The sequence below is a fragment of the Lysinibacillus sp. NPDC047702 genome (assembly GCF_050272555.1).
In the GTDB taxonomy this organism is placed as follows: Bacteria; Bacillota; Bacilli; order Bacillales_A; family Planococcaceae; genus Lysinibacillus.
Genome location: NZ_JBNNMG010000005.1, coordinates 50,236 through 66,612 on the forward strand (window position 1 = coordinate 50,236; position 16,377 = coordinate 66,612).

General features: G+C 36.0%; 16 protein-coding genes. 9 read left to right on the forward strand and 7 right to left on the reverse strand.

Translation table 11 applies throughout. From position 1 onward, the window contains the following. The first annotated feature begins 328 nt into the window (after positions 1-328). The 3 genes from ACQKIM_RS04210 (at position 329) to ACQKIM_RS04220 (ending at position 2,591) form a co-directional block, all read left to right on the forward strand. Positions 329-1,129, forward strand: a complete 801-nt coding sequence (locus tag ACQKIM_RS04210) for a transporter substrate-binding domain-containing protein (RefSeq protein WP_427539517.1) — start codon at positions 329-331, stop codon at positions 1,127-1,129. Positions 1,130-1,216: 87 nt separating this feature from the next. Beyond that, positions 1,217-1,876: an amino acid ABC transporter permease gene (locus tag ACQKIM_RS04215; protein ID WP_427539520.1), complete on the forward strand. Its 660-nt coding sequence runs from the start codon at positions 1,217-1,219 to the stop codon at positions 1,874-1,876. After that, positions 1,869-2,591 carry an amino acid ABC transporter ATP-binding protein gene (locus tag ACQKIM_RS04220; protein ID WP_427539523.1) on the forward strand — a complete coding sequence of 241 codons (723 nt, stop codon included), beginning with the start codon at positions 1,869-1,871 and terminating at the stop codon, positions 2,589-2,591. The genes ACQKIM_RS04215 and ACQKIM_RS04220 overlap by 8 nt, the downstream gene beginning before the upstream one ends. Before the next feature lie 140 nt (positions 2,592-2,731). Here the strand turns inward: ACQKIM_RS04220 and ACQKIM_RS04225 are convergent, their stop codons facing one another. From ACQKIM_RS04225 to ACQKIM_RS04245, 5 genes are all read right to left on the reverse strand, one after another. Next, a complete protein-coding gene (locus ACQKIM_RS04225; RefSeq protein ID WP_427539526.1) occupies positions 2,732-3,793 on the reverse strand; it encodes a saccharopine dehydrogenase family protein in 1,062 nt (353 codons plus the stop codon). Beyond that, positions 3,790-4,494, reverse strand: coding sequence for a class I SAM-dependent methyltransferase (locus ACQKIM_RS04230; protein WP_427539529.1), 705 nt, complete (start codon positions 4,492-4,494; stop codon positions 3,790-3,792). The genes ACQKIM_RS04225 and ACQKIM_RS04230 overlap by 4 nt, the downstream gene beginning before the upstream one ends. An 11-nt stretch (positions 4,495-4,505) precedes the next feature. Next, a complete protein-coding gene (locus tag ACQKIM_RS04235) occupies positions 4,506-5,189 on the reverse strand; it encodes an ABC transporter ATP-binding protein (RefSeq protein WP_427539532.1) in 684 nt (227 codons plus the stop codon). A gap of 116 nt (positions 5,190-5,305) precedes the next feature. Further along, a complete protein-coding gene (locus ACQKIM_RS04240; protein ID WP_427539535.1) occupies positions 5,306-6,040 on the reverse strand; it encodes an ABC transporter permease in 735 nt (244 codons plus the stop codon). Further along, positions 6,015-6,992, reverse strand: a complete 978-nt coding sequence (locus ACQKIM_RS04245) for an ABC transporter substrate-binding protein (RefSeq protein WP_427539538.1) — start codon at positions 6,990-6,992, stop codon at positions 6,015-6,017. The genes ACQKIM_RS04240 and ACQKIM_RS04245 overlap by 26 nt, the downstream gene beginning before the upstream one ends. 112 nt (positions 6,993-7,104) lie before the next feature. Here ACQKIM_RS04245 and ACQKIM_RS04250 point away from each other — a divergent pair, with 112 nt between their 5' ends. After that, positions 7,105-8,163 carry a helix-turn-helix transcriptional regulator gene (locus ACQKIM_RS04250; RefSeq protein ID WP_427539541.1) on the forward strand — a complete coding sequence of 353 codons (1,059 nt, stop codon included), beginning with the start codon at positions 7,105-7,107 and terminating at the stop codon, positions 8,161-8,163. A 48-nt stretch (positions 8,164-8,211) separates the two neighbouring features. Here ACQKIM_RS04250 and ACQKIM_RS04255 read toward each other — a convergent pair whose 3' ends face one another. Next, complete coding sequence (locus ACQKIM_RS04255; protein WP_427539544.1) at positions 8,212-8,934, reverse strand: response regulator transcription factor; 723 nt, start codon at positions 8,932-8,934, stop codon at positions 8,212-8,214. Continuing rightward, complete coding sequence (locus tag ACQKIM_RS04260; RefSeq protein ID WP_427539547.1) at positions 8,927-11,005, reverse strand: ATP-binding protein; 2,079 nt, start codon at positions 11,003-11,005, stop codon at positions 8,927-8,929. Before ACQKIM_RS04260 ends, ACQKIM_RS04255 begins: the two co-directional genes overlap by 8 nt. Positions 11,006-11,240: 235 nt before the next feature. On the opposite strand from ACQKIM_RS04260, the gene ACQKIM_RS04265 reads away from it, so the two are divergent. The 5 genes from ACQKIM_RS04265 to ACQKIM_RS04285 all read left to right on the forward strand — a co-directional run. Then, complete coding sequence (locus ACQKIM_RS04265; protein ID WP_427539550.1) at positions 11,241-12,389, forward strand: hypothetical protein; 1,149 nt, start codon at positions 11,241-11,243, stop codon at positions 12,387-12,389. 1 nt (position 12,390) lies between these two features. Continuing rightward, a complete protein-coding gene (locus ACQKIM_RS04270) occupies positions 12,391-12,786 on the forward strand; it encodes a hypothetical protein (RefSeq protein WP_427539553.1) in 396 nt (131 codons plus the stop codon). Between the two features lie 50 nt (positions 12,787-12,836). Continuing rightward, positions 12,837-13,343, forward strand: a complete 507-nt coding sequence (locus ACQKIM_RS04275; protein ID WP_427539556.1) for a GNAT family N-acetyltransferase — start codon at positions 12,837-12,839, stop codon at positions 13,341-13,343. Between the two features lie 19 nt (positions 13,344-13,362). After that, on the forward strand, positions 13,363-13,989 hold the full coding sequence (locus ACQKIM_RS04280) for a phage tail protein (protein WP_427539559.1): 627 nt from the start codon (positions 13,363-13,365) through the stop codon (positions 13,987-13,989). Positions 13,990-14,009: 20 nt separating this feature from the next. Continuing rightward, a partial coding sequence (locus tag ACQKIM_RS04285) for an InlB B-repeat-containing protein (protein ID WP_427539562.1) occupies positions 14,010-16,377 on the forward strand: 2,368 nt, incomplete at its 3' end.

A 16,377-nucleotide genomic window follows, 5' to 3' on the forward strand; every position in this document is an offset into this window, starting at 1 on the left:
CTTTTTTACATTTTTAGGATGAATTTGAATGATGCTAAAAGTTTTTTATGGGAATTGTGCAATAGTGGGATAAAAGTTGATAAAACGGAAAATAGTAAAGGTAACCTTAGTAATGTTGAAAACAAAAATAAATTGACTTATCTGAAAATTATGTTTATAATATTTAGCTAAAAATTATTTACTTTAACTTGATTATTATTTCAAAAGAGTATATCTTAATTAGCAGATAGATTTTTTATTCTTTTGAGTGAATAATTATCCATTTGACTATTTTCAAGAAATCCATTCTCATACACAATAAAATAAACTTAAAAGGAGATCTATGATGATGAAGAATAAATTATTCTTGCTAATGCTCGTTCTAGTAATTGGTGTACTAGCTGCATGTGGCGCAAAAGAAAATAAAGACAATAGTACAAATTCAAATGCTGATGTGGGTACAGAGCAGAAGCAAGTATTAAAGGTAGGTACTTCAGCTGATTACGCACCATTCGAGTATGTTGATGCTGCAAAAGGTGAAGAAATTATCGGGTTTGATATTGATTTGATCAAATTAGTTGGTGAAAAAATTGGTGTAGACATGCAAGTGCAGGATATGGATTTTAACAGCCTAGTACCAGCATTACAAGCAGGTAAAATTGATGTAGTTATTTCTGGTATGACGCCGAATCCAGAGCGTGAGCAAGTGGTGGATTTCACGGATAAATACAATGAGACAGAACAAGTAATTATCGTGAAAAAGGATAGCAGTATTAAAAAAGAGGCTGATTTAACTGGCAAAAAAATTGGTGTACAAATAGCTTCTATTCAAGAAAATTTAGGGAATAATATTGCGAAAAAGGTAGATGCAACTGTTGAAGGACGTACTCGAATTCCAGAAATCATCCAGGATATGATGTCTAAACGTTTGGATGCCGGAATTTTAGAAGGTGGCGTTGCCAAAGGTTATCTTAAAACAAATGATAAATTAGCTGCTTTCCCTGTTGAAGAGCAACCAGAAGATTTCAAAGCAATCGCTGTTCCAAAAGGAAGCGACCTAAAAGATAAAATTAACAAAGCATTAAAGGAACTAGCTGATGAAGGTAAGATTCAAGAGCTAGAAGAAAAATGGCTAGAAAAAGCTGAATAAATACTTAGACACTGCGATAGCTCTATTTTGGGCTATCGCTTGTGCTTTTCATATTCTTAACAGAAATCAAGAAAGGAGGGAGATGCTGTGAATTTAGATTTTTCAGCTATCGTTCCCTCTATTCCTTATATACTTAAAGGAATAGGTGTTACACTTCAAATTGCAATTGGTGCCTCAATCATCGGTTTTATCGTAGGGATACTACTCGCACTGTGTAAAATTGGTAAAGTGAATGTTTTACGTTGGTTTGCGGATTTTTATACATCCATTTTCCGAGGTACACCACTTGTCCTACAATTATTAATTATTTACTATGCAGTACCACAGTTATTAGATATTCAAATTGAACCAATTCCAACAGCAATTATGGCATTCGGCTTAAACTCAGGTGCTTATATTTCAGAAATTATTCGTGCTGGTATTAATGCAGTCGATAAAGGCCAGATGGAGGCAGCACAAGCACTTGGAATTCCCTATGCAAAAATGATGAAGGATATTATTATTCCACAAGCAGTAAAAAATATTTTACCATCTTTAGTCAATGAATTTATCACATTAAACAAAGAAACAGCAGTAGTAACAGTCATTAGCGCATTAGATATTATGCGTCGAGCTTATATAGTTGGTGGTTCAACATATCGCTATCTTGAGCCTTTACTTTTTGCTGGTGTAGTTTATTACATTATGACGCTTATTTTAACGTTCCTTGGTAAACGAATCGAGAAAGGAATGAGAAAAAGTGATTAAAATTGAAGAGCTTCATAAATCATATGGACAAAATGAGGTACTTAAAGGGATTTCAACTGAAATCAAAGAAAAAGAGGTTATTGCGATTATCGGTCCATCCGGCTCGGGTAAATCAACATTTCTTCGTTGCTTAAACTTATTAGAAGAGCCAACGAGCGGAAAAATTACAATTGCTGGTGATGTTTTAACTGATAAAGGGACAAATATAATGAAAATACGTGAAGAAGTTGGTATGGTTTTTCAGCATTTTCATCTTTTTCCACATAAAACAGTACTAGAAAATTTAACATATGCACCCATCAATGTGAAGGGGATGGACAAGTCAGCTGCCATAAAAAATGCAGAGGATTTACTGACAAAAGTCGGTCTATATGAGAAGCGTCATGAGTATCCTAACCGTTTGTCTGGTGGACAAAAGCAACGTGTTGCCATTGCTCGTGCACTTGCAATGGATCCAAAGGTAATTTTATTTGATGAGCCTACCTCTGCACTTGATCCAGAAATGGTTAAAGAGGTTTTAGCAGTTATGAAAAACCTTGCAGATACAGGCATGACAATGTTAATCGTTACCCATGAGATGGGCTTCGCTCGTGAGGTGGCAGATCGCGTACTATTCCTCGATGGCGGAAAGCTAATTGAGGATGCTCCACCAGAACAATTCTTTACAGCGCCATCAACACAGCGTGCAAAGGACTTTTTAGAGAAGGTTTTATAGTTTAATGCTGCATCATTAAAATAGCTATGCAAAAAAATCATTAGTCTATTAGATTCAAGCGGATAAAGTTATATAGCACGGTGATTGTTAGATAAATTTCTAATAATCATCGTGCATTTTTTTATTTAGAAAATTAATCTTTATTCTTCTATAAATGAGGAAAACGTAAAATGTTTCTTTAATGTTTCGACATTAAACAATTCCTCAATATGATAGGCTCCTGCTGGTTGATTATGTTCAAGTAATTCAGTAGCGATAGTTGCTGCGATTTTAGCCGTTACCATTGATTCATCATGTTCCAAAAATGTTATTGCTACAGCTCTCTTCTCATACTGACCCCTACCAATAGCCTCCACCTTAATGCCACATATATCTGAACCAATTTTTATTTTTTGCATAGCTGATGCAAGTAGATGTTGAACCTTGTCGAATTTTAGTAAATAGGATAGACGACTTTTTTGTAAAAACGAGACAAATCGATTGAGCGACTCAATATCAAAGCCCATTCTCGTAACAATTTGTCTAGTTGAAAAATGCTTGGTTAATGTATGCTGATCTGAAAAATTAAATTGATAGAGACTGCGTTTTCCAACACCCTTAAAATGAACAATTCTCCTATTTGTAAAGTTATTGACGATCTGCTTTTTATTCTGATACATAATATGGTAGGGCTTATTTAGCTGGTCCAAAATCCATAAAATTGCCGCAGTGCCATGTGTATCCCCAGCTCCAAGTAAAATTGAAATATGAAGCTGGTCAACAGTAGTTAATTGCTGTGCGGCATGCATCGCCATTAAATTGGTTAATCCTGGTGCCATTCCAACACTGTAGACAATTGTAGAACGATATTGTACAGCAACTGGATGAAGATCCTCTAATTTTTTAAGAAAAGCATAGCTGGCAGTAATATCAATGTACATAATCCCCTCTCTCAAGCAGAGCTGAGCAAATGCAGTATCTTGTTGCTCTAAACACATAATTACAAGCGCTACACCTTCTAGTTGCTTCAGACATACAGTCTTTGGCACATCCATCTGTAGAGGGATTGCAAGATGATTATAGCGAGCGCAAAATTGTTTAGCCTTTTCTATATTTCTACCAGCAATACATACTCTATTCGGATAGCTTTGTAATAGGAGTTTTGCAATTTTCCCTCCGACTTCACCATAGCCTCCAACAATTAAGATATTCTCTTTATTCATTTAAAATTTTCTCCCTTAATAGCTACTAAAGCATCAATCATATGTGTTTTAAAATATGGAATGATTGTTGTAAAGCCAACATCCTTCAATAAATTAATAAGCAATTCAAGTTTAATCGGGTGGGTTGTAATGCTAAAGGATTGTTCAAAAAATTGCCAATGATTTTCAGAAATATTATTATGGAGCATTGAGCCTCGCCAGTAGCGGAGCTGATGCTTGAACGCTGAGGAAGTTAAATCAGCATTTATAGAAGATATAAACAGCACGCCATTCTCCTTCAAGCTATCTGCTATTTTTTGAAGCAGTGCTTTCTTTTGATCAAGATCCTGCATAAAATGTAAAACTAAATGACAGGTAGCTACATCAAACAGCTCTTTTACGTTAGATGTCAGTAAACCTCTGTCAATCCATTCAATATTAAGTGCATATGGAAGCATATCAATTTGTTTAGCAGCTAGCTCCAGCATTACCTTGGATGTATCAACTGCTGTGAAATGAGCAGAAGGCAATAATTCTCCTAATGTTAGTAATTCCTGCCCACCACCTGCACCTACTACTAAAACTTTATGTGTAGTGGGAAAGCTATGAAGTATATTGGCCATCATGTCATAAATAAGGTCGTAGCCAATAATCTTCTGACGAATGGATTGTTGGTATGTAGAGACAGAAGAGTCATCCCAGTTGTGTAATGGTTTATTCAATTAAATACCTCCTAATTTTTGTGGGTAGTAGATGCAGAGAGTAACTCATTCATCTTTAAGCAATCATTCTTATGGAAGATTGCTGACTGTCTTGTAAAGTCACCTACTATTTGTGTTGGGCTGTTCCCTAAAATAAGTATTCGTTGTCCAATATTAAGAGCCTCATTCAAATCATGTGTCACTAATATAACTGTGGGCTGATAGTCCAACCAAAGTGAACGCACTAGTTGAAGCATTTCATTTTTTAAGTGGATATCTAATGATTGAAATGGTTCATCCATTAGCAAAAGTGCTGGTTGGTTGACCATTGCCCGAATAAGAGAAACACGCTGCTTCATACCACCACTTAATTGATGTGGATAGTGCGCTTTAGCATCATAGAGACCTGCAATTTCCAATAATTTATCTATTCTATCCTCTGTGACTGTCTCATCCACCCATGCAATATTTTCAAATACGGTGAGACTAGGAAGAAGTCGTGGCTCTTGAAAAACATATCCCAATGAGCCAATAGGAAAGCCGATAAACCCTGCATCCGGTGAAATTAAGTTCGCAATAAGCTTCAATAATGTTGTTTTTCCAATGCCAGAAGAGCCTAAAATACATGTAACTGTGGTAGGAGCTATTTGTAAATGAAACTGCTGAAAAATTTGCTTTTGATTTCTTGAGAAGGATAAATTATCTATGGTTAACATAGGTTGAGCCCCTTTCTATTCTGCATAAACGGACAATGACGAAGATAAAGGTGGAAAAACTAGAAATTAATCCTCAAAATGATCGTCTGCTTTAACAAACAGATAGAAACATCACATCACTTTATTAGCCTCTGTAGGAGAAATTCCATAGCTAGACCTGCCAAAGCTAGAATAACTGTCCAAGCAAAAACTGTTGGGGTATCAAAGTAAATACGTGCTTGGCTAAGCTGTTGTCCAATACCTCCATGTCCAACGATTAATTCTGACATCACAATTGTCTTCCATCCCATGCCAACTGCTATTAAGAGGGCAGACTGTAGGTAAGGTAACACTTGTGGGAAATAAATATCTTTTATCACTTTCTTGCGTGAGACTCGAAAACATAGAGCCATTTCCAGCAGCTCTTGAGGAGTTTGAAGTATCCCTTTCATTACATTAAAGAAAAAGATAGGTACTAAGGTGACAAAAACAATAAAGATTTGGGCACCACCATGTTCTCCAAACCATAAAACCGTGAATAGCATCCATGAAACAGGTGGGATGGATTGAGCCAAAATAATAATCGGCTTTATAACATCCTTTATCATATTTGATAAACCTGCCATGATTCCTAACATACTACCCAACAATAGAGACAACAATATACCAATAAGAAAGGATAATGTTGTAATAAAGAATGCTGACCAAAATATAGGATTCCCTAATAGTTTGATTAAAACAGAAGCAACTACAATAGGACTAGGTAATAGTACATCAGGATATTTAGTAGCCAACATGGTCCAGAGAAGTATTAGCACGATAATACTACCTATTGAACGAAGCAGGCTATTCACTGTAATAGAAATCTTCATTAGGTAAAGCACCACCTAAGGATTCAGGTGCAATCTCTAGTAAAATCTTAAAGTAAGCTTCTATATCCTTTCGGGCTTGTTGAGCGGTTTGAAAGTGTAAGGAGCTATTTGTTAATGCACTTTTCATGATCTTTTCATCACTATTGAAAAAATCACTAAGTAATGGCAAGGTAACATCTGGCTGTTGATGTAAATCAGTAATTGCTGCTTCAGAAAGAGCTTGAAATTGTTTAATAGCATCTTGGTTACTAGACGCCCAATTCTTATTAATAAAAATACCGGTTTGTGGTAGTTGTTGATTAAATTGTTTCTGCCATACTTCCTCAAAGTTGATGACGATATGTAAATCTGTCTGTAAATTTGCTTGCACTATACTTAACAATGGCTCTGGAATAACAACATGCTGGATTGCACCTGATGCTAGTTGTTGACCAATTTCCGATATATTGACAAATGATAGCTTAACACCTGGGATATTATTTTGAGTGATTAAGTAATTTGTTAATATATCTGGCGGACCACCTTGACTAGGGACGAAAATAGTTTGATGTGCTAAATCTTCTATTTCGTGAACATTGTTATCGGTTGAAACAAGAAACATAGAGCCAAATGTATTGACTTGAATAAGCTGCAAGGGCATACCTTTCGCATATAAATTTGCCCCCATATTAAGAGGAAGTGCCATAAATTGTGCTTGTTCTTTCTGTATTTGAGCTAAAAGAGTATCTGCTGTTTCCCATGTGATAAGCTCAATATCCTTTTGTTGATGTGCCAGCAAGATACTTGGAAAAATAGATGGCGATTTTGGAGCACTAATGGTTGCCTTGAGAGTATGCTGCTGTTCATCTGAATTCTGATAATTGGTAGTGGCAGGAGAGGATTTCTCTGAGCAACCACTAATAACAGTTACTACTAGCAAGACAATAAAAAATATGTAATAAAATTTCTTCAAAATAGTATTCCTCCTTAGTGAACTCTTGTACAATTTAATTAAGAATTATTCTCAATTATAAAGTTTCAGAAAAAAAGAGCTATCCCATATTTCTGGGGGGAGGTAGATTTTTATGATGGATGCACAGTACTGGCGAAGAAAATCTGAACAATGCTTAAAGCGCAGCAAAAATTCATTTGAATATCGTCAATTGATGATAGAAGCTTTGCATACGCAAATAAATTTTGATGCATATTGCTGTACATTAACGGATGCACATACACTTTTTTCGATAGGTGCTGTCACGGAACATTCTATAGAGGCTATTCATCAGGAGATAATGGAGTTGGAGTATGCTATAGAGGATATAAATAAATATGAATTCTTAGTTCGCAGTGGTCAACACATAGGTAGGCTAAGTGATTCGACAAATCAAAGCTTCCGCTATAGAGAAGTGTTAGCTCCTAATGGTTTTAGTGATGAAATACGAGCTGCTTTAACTTATCAGGGACAATGCTATGGTTTTTTAACGCTGTTCAAAAGAGCTGAAAGTGAGCAATCTTTATTTCAAGACAAAGATCTAGTACTTATAAAAATAGTGATGCCCGTTATGGGGGAGACTTTAAAGGGGTTCCATCATTATATTATTGAGGAGCGACTTCCAACTGTAGAGGGAGAACAAGGTATTGTTATTTTTGATAGAGAGCTAAGAATACATTCTAGTAATTCAAAGGCTCGCAAATTGTTATCAATTTTAAGAAAGTATGAAAGCCTATCGGAATGGCAAATACCAAAGCCTATTCAGGCGATATGTGCAAAATTGCTTGCTGACAATACCAATACCAATACCAATACTTCTTTAATAGTGCCTATTAAGGATACAGGTTATATTACTATTCGTGCATCACTTATGTGGACAAGCCATCAAGAACGGCAAATAGCTTTATTAATAAATGAGGCTTCATCGAGAGAAATGCTAAATTTTTTAATAACGGCCTACAACCTTACGCCAAGGGAAAAGGAAGTTATGTTTGAAATTATTAAGGGGATTCCTACAAAAGAGATTGCTTATAATCTTAGTATTTCAAATTATACAGTGCAGGATCATTTAAAGGTTATTTTTCAAAAAGTAAATGTCTCGAATCGAAATGAGCTAGTGTGGAAAATTTTTTCTCGATTCCAGTTAGATTAATAAGAACTAACAAAAGAATCTGCTGAATCGATAGCAGATTCTTATCATTTATAAATGGTCATTTTGATGAAATAATAACTGATAGCCAAAGCCTCGTACATTTGAAATTTTCGCATGATGCCCAGAAATAGACTCTAATTTTCTCCTAAGGTTACTGATATGAACCTTTATTGCTTGGGTTTGTCCGATACTATCCTCTCCCCAAATCAATCTATAAAGCTCAGATGGATGAAAAATCTGCTCAGGATGCTGCGCTAAAAAAAATAAAATTTGAAATTCCTTAGTGGGCAATATGAGTACAGTATCATTAATATTCACTTTTCCAGAGTGAATATGAAAGCGAAAGTTTTCAATGGACAGGGTCTCTGAGTCTACATGCTTGTGGTTTATAGTCTCATTGATATATACAGGCGATCTTCTTATATTTGAATGCATACGTGCAATTAATTCAAATAAATCAAAGGGTTTTGTGACATAATCATCTCCGCCCAGCTCTAGCCCCCGTATTATATCTGAGCCATCTGCTAAACAGCTCACAAAAATAATAGGGACATTTGAAAATTTACGAATTTCTGCACACACCTCAAAGCCGTCAATGCCAGGCAATTGTGCATCCAATAGAACAAGATCAGGTTGTACAATATTAAATTGCTGTAAGGCATCTTCACCATTTGAAAATATGTATGGCAAAAAATTAGCATTTTTTAATGCAACACTAAGAAGGTTTTGAATATCTACATCATCTTCAACAATAATAATTTTCTTAGCCATGTATATCCTCCTTTTCAAAGTTGACAGGTATGACTATTGTGAAGGTACTGCCTTTACCGAGCTCGCTTTCAACATAGATGTTTCCCCGATGCTTATGAATAATTTCTTTACTAATGGCTAATCCCAAACCCGATCCTTTTTTTGCCTTATTTGGGGCATTTCCTTTCATAAAACGTTTAAAAATATGAGGTAATAACTCAGCATCAATACCTTGGCCGTTATCCGTAACCCTAATTGACAAAGAACCTTGCAGCGTATCTCTTATGTTGGGCGTACAATCTACATCAATTTCAATGGTTCCATCTGTAGGAGTAAATTTAATAGAATTTTGAATTAAATTTAAAAATACCTGCTCCATGCGAGTAACATCTAACCAAGCATAAATGGAAACTCCCTCTATTGTGTGTAAGGCTGAATGCTGAAAATGAAGACCTTCATTTTCAATGTAGTGCTTCAGTTGCTTAACCATGTATTCTAAGAAATAATGGACATTGATATGCTCAAACGTATATTCAAATTGCCCTTCATCCATTTTTGCTAAATCTTGAAGATCTTTAGATAGATGATGGAAAAATTTGAATTTTTCGTAAATGATCGTTAAATATTCCTGTAATTCCTCAGATTCAACTTTAGACTGCATAATTTGAATATAGCCCTGCATGATTTGCATAGGTGTTCCTATTTCATGTGCAACAGAGGAAAAAAATGATTTTCTGGATGTTTCAATGTGCAGGAGCTGACTATTTTTCTCCTGCAAATCCTTTGTCCGCTCTGCCACTTTTTGCTCAAGGGAGGCATTTATTTTTAATAACTCCACAGATAAGGATTCAGCTCTTTTAAATGCCTCAGAACTCTTCTGTGCCACTACCAATGTCTGAATAAATAGAAAAAGGGCAGCCGCAATGGGCGATAAATCGATGGTTTCTAACCAGCCATTATATAAAAATAAATCATTGACGATTGCAATCATTAAGACAACCATTGTAAAGAAATTTAGGTAAGATCCCTCACGTTTACGTAATGCCGCTAGAGAAACAATATATAGCAAATATAGAAGCATAAAGCCTATCCAAATTTGAAAAGTAGAGAAAAATTGAGTGAAAATAATAGCGGGAAATAAAGTTGTCAGACTGAATAATATACAGACAAAAAGCGTCATCCTCACTATTTTTTTATTAATTTCCTGAGGGAAGGTATGTGCTAAAAATAAAAATACAACCATAAATCCAATATAAAAAGTAAGATACTCAATTTTCACGCTTAATTCCCAGGGGAATAAGGGAAATAATTGCATTAAGAGAATATTACCAACTAGCATTACTCGTAAAGAGAGTAATAAACAAAAGATGCCTAGAAAAATTGGCAACTGAGTAGTAACCCTAAATAAATATAAGGAAATATAATAAAAGCTTAGAGCAAGGACAGAGCTTGCAATGATGACATCTCTTATAATAGTGAGTTCCCGATGCTCTTTAATAACATGTTCGTAGCCAAAAATAATAGGAGACCACATTCCTCCCTTGCGTGAAGAGAAATTTGATACTTGCATGATTAATTCTATTTCTTTAGATTCAGACTGAAAAGTGACTACCTGCGAAAATGATCTTGGTTTCATGCTTTGACGGTCTATACCCACCTTACCATTTTCCGCAATAGGTTTACCATTTACCCATAGCTGAAAGGCAGAAGCGACGGAGGGTAGATAGAGTGAAAATAAATGGTCCTTCTCTTTTTCATCTAACTGAATATGCAATCGATATGTTCCATACCCCTGATTTGACAAAGGTTTACCAGTATAAGTAGCTTTCGCCCATGTACCCGGTACTTCTATGTATTGAGGTTTTACTTTTAACTTAGAATGTTGAAAATCCTCAGGCTGAAGCAGCTCCTGCCAATAAAACTCCCATTGTCCCCGTAAATAAAATTTTTTATCTTGCAGCTCCATTTCCTGTAGTGAATAAATACCTTGCTGTGCGGAAAGAGTCGTTTTTCCCTCACCAAGTGTAATGATAGGGATAAAAAGGAAAATAATTAGAAAGAAGCCGGTAGCTATGGCGATAATTTTTTTCATATCTAGCTCCTAACTTTCAATAATTTCATCACAAAGGTTAAGAAAAATTAACCTAAAATATGGAATGAATTCGTGGTGGAATCTATTGACCTATAATATAATAAAAAAAAAGTTAAAAGTCACCAAAAAAATGCAACCTTTAGATTTTTTATTAGGTAGTAAGAATTAAATATTTCGTATAAATGGGGTAATTAATTTCTGAATATTGAAAAACATGAATCGGAGGTACTGAATTATGGCTTGGACATTTAGTTTAAATATTACAAATGACACAGATCGAGATTTAGAGTTAGTTGAATCACAATTGCACTGGGGATACTGGAATACAAATGGTGAAGAGGATAAAGGACCCCAATCAATTAAAGCGGGAGAAACAATACAGGCTGTAGGAGTCAAATCCGCTTTTGGTCCAAATGGCTACGAATTTTCATGTTCATGGAGGGATAATAACAGGAATCAGGAAGAGAAAATGCTGGAACCTTACGGGGTAGTAAGCCTCTATGTTAATGTGCCATATAATAATCCCAATGAAGCAGCTTGCAGAGCAAATGGGTATTTTGAGGTAAATGAGTGGAAGGGTATTACTCATGATGGACATAACTTTGTTCGGGATATACGTATTTCCAATAAGATGGACAGGATAAGAAAAAAGGAAGTACCTAATAGTTTATATACAGATTGGTCCAAAATAGAAACAGTGAAAGTTGTTGAGAATGTAGAAACTATTGATCTAAATCAGTATATTCCTAGCGGGGTTCACTTTGAAAAGAATGCGATATTTAAAACGTCTACATTTAAAATTTCAAAAAAACTTTGGGATGGGGTCAATGATTTAGATTTTGATAGCCTTTATTTGAAAAAGCGTGAAGTGAATGATTATTTTTCTGTTGAGGTAACTTGCTTAAGAGCAGATGCTACAAAAATTGAGACGGTCACTAGAAGAGGAAAAATAAAAGTAAAAGATGAACGTTTTATATCGACTACAAGTAAGAGAGTAGTAGAAAAGGTTAGCACGATTGAGACCGCACTGAAATTTACGGAAAATGCTTCAGTTTCTGAAGAAAAAATAGTGAAGGCAAGTGTATCACAGGAATTACAGACGGAAATAAGGGCGAAGTTTAATATATTAAATTCTGTGACAAAAGAGCAACAGCAAACAGAGAGAAAATCAATTGATAGAGAATTTGAAGCACCAAGCGATAAAGATATGGATGTTGTACCTTGGATTTTTAGTAAAATGATTCTTTTATATCGAACTGATAAAAATAATGTGACAACATTAATCGGAGCATCCGAATGGGATTACGCAATTTTGAACCGTACACATGAATACGATGTTATGGACAATGCAAAGAAAAAAGTAACAACAGGAGGAGAGCGTTAAAATGGCAACTTGGACTTTTTCGTTAATGATTACAAATGCAACAGATCGTGAATTAGAAGTTTTTCATAAGCAACGAACTTGGGGTATTTGGAATACAGAGGATATTGAGGACAAGGAGCCTCTCAATGTTCCACCTAATACAACTATTCAGGCATTAGGCATTAAGGCTTCAACTGGACCTAATGGCTATGAATGTTCTTGCTCTTGGCGAGATAAGGTACCATCAGGTGAAAAATCCTATGGCACTATCTCACTATCATTAGATGTACCGCAAAAAAGTAAAAACAGAGCTGAATGCTTAGCGGATCATCAATTCCATATAGATAGCTGGGAAGACCTACCGGAAAAGGGTCATAACTTTGTGCGATCTATCATTGTAACAAATAAGAATTCCTAAGGACAATTAATTGATACTGGTAATGAAAAAAAGTGTGTGTGGTGATAATTATGAATCTAAATACATCCAATTTTTCTGACAAGGTGAATGTTTTTGATGATATAAGCTTACGCACAGCTACAGAAGAAGACCGAGCGATATTATATCGAATATTTGAGGAATCACGAATGGATTTAGCGTATATAGAGGATGAAAATGTAAGAAAAAGTATTGTACAACAACAATATGAGTTAGATAATGTGCAAACTAAAATAATGTTCCCAGGAGCAGAAAAGATAATTATTCAATATAAAGGGGAGCCAATAGGGAGATATAGTATAGATAAAACAAATAAAGACTATCGATTAATTTGGATAGGACTACTTCATGCGTGGAGACGCAAAGGTATTGGAAAGTATATTTTAAAATCCCTGATGAAGGAAGCATCTTATTATATTAAGGGCATAAATCTTGAAGTGGTTAAATTCAATACAGCAGCTTATCAATTATACGAAGAATTAGGATTTAAGTTTGTAATGGATAAAGAAACAACATATGAGATGTACTGGAGAAAATAAATTTAAAGGAGAGATATTTATGGAAGCATTTCTAGGCGTAATTTTACCTTGGGCAGGAACGTATGCCCCTAGGGGATGGTTGTTATGTAATGGACAACAATTACCAGTTAATCAATATCAAGCTTTGTATGCTGTAATTGGGTTCCAGTACGGAGGGGATGGAAAAACATATTTTAATCTGCCGAATCTTAATGGTCGGGTACCTGTAGGTGCTGATATGGGGGGACAAAGAGATGCGGGAATATCATCGTATTCAAATGGTAGTAATGGTGGAACAGAGCAGATTACTTTAAATATCAATAATTTACCAAAGCATAATCATACGTTTAGCAGTACAAGTAGTACGCTTAATAATGCCAAAGCTGTTGTTGCTATTCCTACTGTAAACAATGATGGTACATCGAATATTCCGGATAATACCAGTAATCTAGGAAAAGGCATGTCCAATGGTAGGGATGCCACTATTTATAGTAAGAATACATCCAATAGTACTCTTAAACCCTTTGATGCTCCCGTAACTGGTAACGTGGTAATAAATGGTGCAATAGGAGAGACAGGAAGTGGAACTTCATTTGATAATCGCCAACCATATTTAGCAGTGAACTATATTATTTGTATCGAAGGACTTTATCCTCAGAGACCTTAGTAATTAAGGGGCGTGTTATGATGAAAATATTTTCTAGGTTAAAGATAGGTATTCTGTGCATTTGTATGATAGTGTTAAATCTTTCTTCGATGACACTTGTTGAGGTTCCAACGGTTTCAGCAACTACATTTCCATCAAGCGAGGATTTTGAAAGTTGGGATGGTGGAAATAATGTTCCAAATCCAGTGGATATTAGGGATTGGACTTTATCATTAGTAAAAGAAGATGATTTACCAGATGAAAGTGCATACAATATTTATATGGATACCAATGGCGATTTCGGATTTGATATGCAGGGGGGTATTGGAAGAGCAACAAAACTAGTCATAAAGTCAAATAAAGGACCTTTCAAAATAAATAAATTAACACTACAAAGTGGAATTGAAAATTTTAATTCTTGGCAAATTGAAGGATATAGGAATAATGGATTTATTGAGGGAGCCAAAAAAACTATTAATATCGCATATCCTGCGTTGGAGGATATCGTCTTTACAGAATCGGAATGGCAAAATATTGATGAATTAAGAATAAGCCGTGTAGATAAAATTTCTGAAGTTTGGATTGGAATTTATAATATAGATGTAGATCAACCGATTACAGGTTCGGTAGATTCTATACCTCCTACATTAATAGATGGTAGCATAACTACTACAAACCTTAGCTCAAAAAGTGTAACGCTAAATTGGTTAACTGCAACTGACAATATTACTTCTACAGAAGATTTGGAGTATCAAGTCTATCAATCTATAAGTAATAATATTGATACGGTAAATAACATAGAGACAAATGGGATTGCATTGGGAAATTATTCGAAGAATACTGTAACGCGTGATATTTCAGGGCTATTACCAAATGTAAATTACTATTTTAATGTCATTGTTAAGGATGCAGCAGGAAATAAAACAGCCTATACTATGGTGAATGTAACTACACTTAATGAATATTCTGTAAGTTTTAATGTGGATGGAGGAAGTACTGTTGCTGCGCAAACTGTAGCTCATGGAAAGAAAGCGACAGAACCACTATCAGCGCCAACAAAGGCAAACTATACATTTGGTGGCTGGTACACAAGCAGTGCCATGGATACGCCATTTAATTTTAACAATGCCATCACAGGAGACACGATCGTCTATGCAAAATGGAATCCAGTGACGTATACAGTGAGCTTTAATGTGGATGGAGGAAGTGCAGTCGCTTCACAAACAATAGCCCATGGAGAGAAAGCGACAGAGCCAGTATCACCGCCAACAAAGGCAAACCATACATTTGGTGGCTGGTACACAAGCAGTGCCGTAGATACGCCATTTAATTTTAACAATGCCATCACAGGAGACACAATCGTCTATGCAAAATGGAATCCAGTGACGTATACGGTGAGCTTTAATGTAGATGGAGGAAGTGCAGTCACACCGCAAGCTATAGCCCATGGAGGGAAAGCGACAGAGCCAGTATCACCGCCAACAAAGGCAAACCATGCATTTGGTGGCTGGTACACAAGCAGTGCCATGGATACGCCATTTAATTTTAACAATGCCATCACAGGAGACACAGTCGTCTATGCAAAATGGAATCCAGTGACGTATACAGTGAGCTTTAATGTGGATGGAGGAAGTACTGTTACTTCGAAAACAATAGCCCATGGAGAGAAAGCAACCGAGCCGACATCAGCACCAACAAAAGCAAACCATACATTTGGTGGCTGGTACACAAGCAGTGCCATGGATACGCCATTTAATTTTAACAATGCCATCACAGGAGACATAGTCGTCTATGCAAAATGGAATCCAGTGAAGTATACGGTGAGCTTTGGTGTAGCTGGAGGAAGTGCCGTATCTAATCAAACGGTGGATCATGGAGGAAAAGCAAGCCATCCGACGCCAGCGCCAACAAAAGCGGGTTATACATTCGATGGCTGGTATACAAGTAATGCCTACACAACACCATTTGATTTTGACAGTGTAATTACAGTAGACACAACGATTTATGCAAAATGGAACCCTGTGACTGTGACGCATACAGTGAGCTTTGATGTAGCTGGAGGAAGTACCGTATCGAATCAAACGATAGATCATGGGAAAAAAGCAAGTCAGCCGACGCCAGCGCCAACAAAAGCGGGTTATGCATTCGATGGCTGGTATACAAGTAATGCCTACACAACACCGTCTGATTTTGACAGTGTAATTACAGCAGACACAACGATCTATGCAAAATGGAATCCTGTGACTGTGATGCATACAGTGAGCTTTGATGTAGCTGGAGGAAGTACCGTATCGAATCAAACGATAGATCATGGGGAAAAAGCAAGTCAGCCGACGCCAGCGCCAACAAAAGCGCGTCATACATTCGATGGCTGGTATACAAGTAATGCCTACACAACACCATTTGATT

Excerpts from the sequence above, each read along its gene's own strand:
- ACQKIM_RS04265 (WP_427539550.1), top strand. The coding sequence starts at position 11,241 with ATGGCTTGGACATTTAGTTTAAATATTACAAATGACACAGATCGAGAT.
- ACQKIM_RS04275 (WP_427539556.1), top strand. The coding sequence starts at position 12,837 with ATGAATCTAAATACATCCAATTTTTCTGACAAGGTGAATGTTTTTGAT.
- ACQKIM_RS04280 (WP_427539559.1), top strand. The coding sequence starts at position 13,363 with ATGGAAGCATTTCTAGGCGTAATTTTACCTTGGGCAGGAACGTATGCC.
- ACQKIM_RS04255 (WP_427539544.1), bottom strand. The coding sequence starts at position 8,934 with ATGGCTAAGAAAATTATTATTGTTGAAGATGATGTAGATATTCAAAAC.
- ACQKIM_RS04260 (WP_427539547.1), bottom strand. The coding sequence starts at position 11,005 with ATGAAAAAAATTATCGCCATAGCTACCGGCTTCTTTCTAATTATTTTC.
- ACQKIM_RS04225 (WP_427539526.1), bottom strand. The coding sequence starts at position 3,793 with ATGAATAAAGAGAATATCTTAATTGTTGGAGGCTATGGTGAAGTCGGA.
- ACQKIM_RS04250 (WP_427539541.1), top strand. The coding sequence starts at position 7,105 with ATGATGGATGCACAGTACTGGCGAAGAAAATCTGAACAATGCTTAAAG.
- ACQKIM_RS04270 (WP_427539553.1), top strand. The coding sequence starts at position 12,391 with ATGGCAACTTGGACTTTTTCGTTAATGATTACAAATGCAACAGATCGT.
- ACQKIM_RS04210 (WP_427539517.1), top strand. The coding sequence starts at position 329 with ATGAAGAATAAATTATTCTTGCTAATGCTCGTTCTAGTAATTGGTGTA.
- ACQKIM_RS04240 (WP_427539535.1), bottom strand. The coding sequence starts at position 6,040 with ATGAAGATTTCTATTACAGTGAATAGCCTGCTTCGTTCAATAGGTAGT.
- ACQKIM_RS04235 (WP_427539532.1), bottom strand. The coding sequence starts at position 5,189 with ATGTTAACCATAGATAATTTATCCTTCTCAAGAAATCAAAAGCAAATT.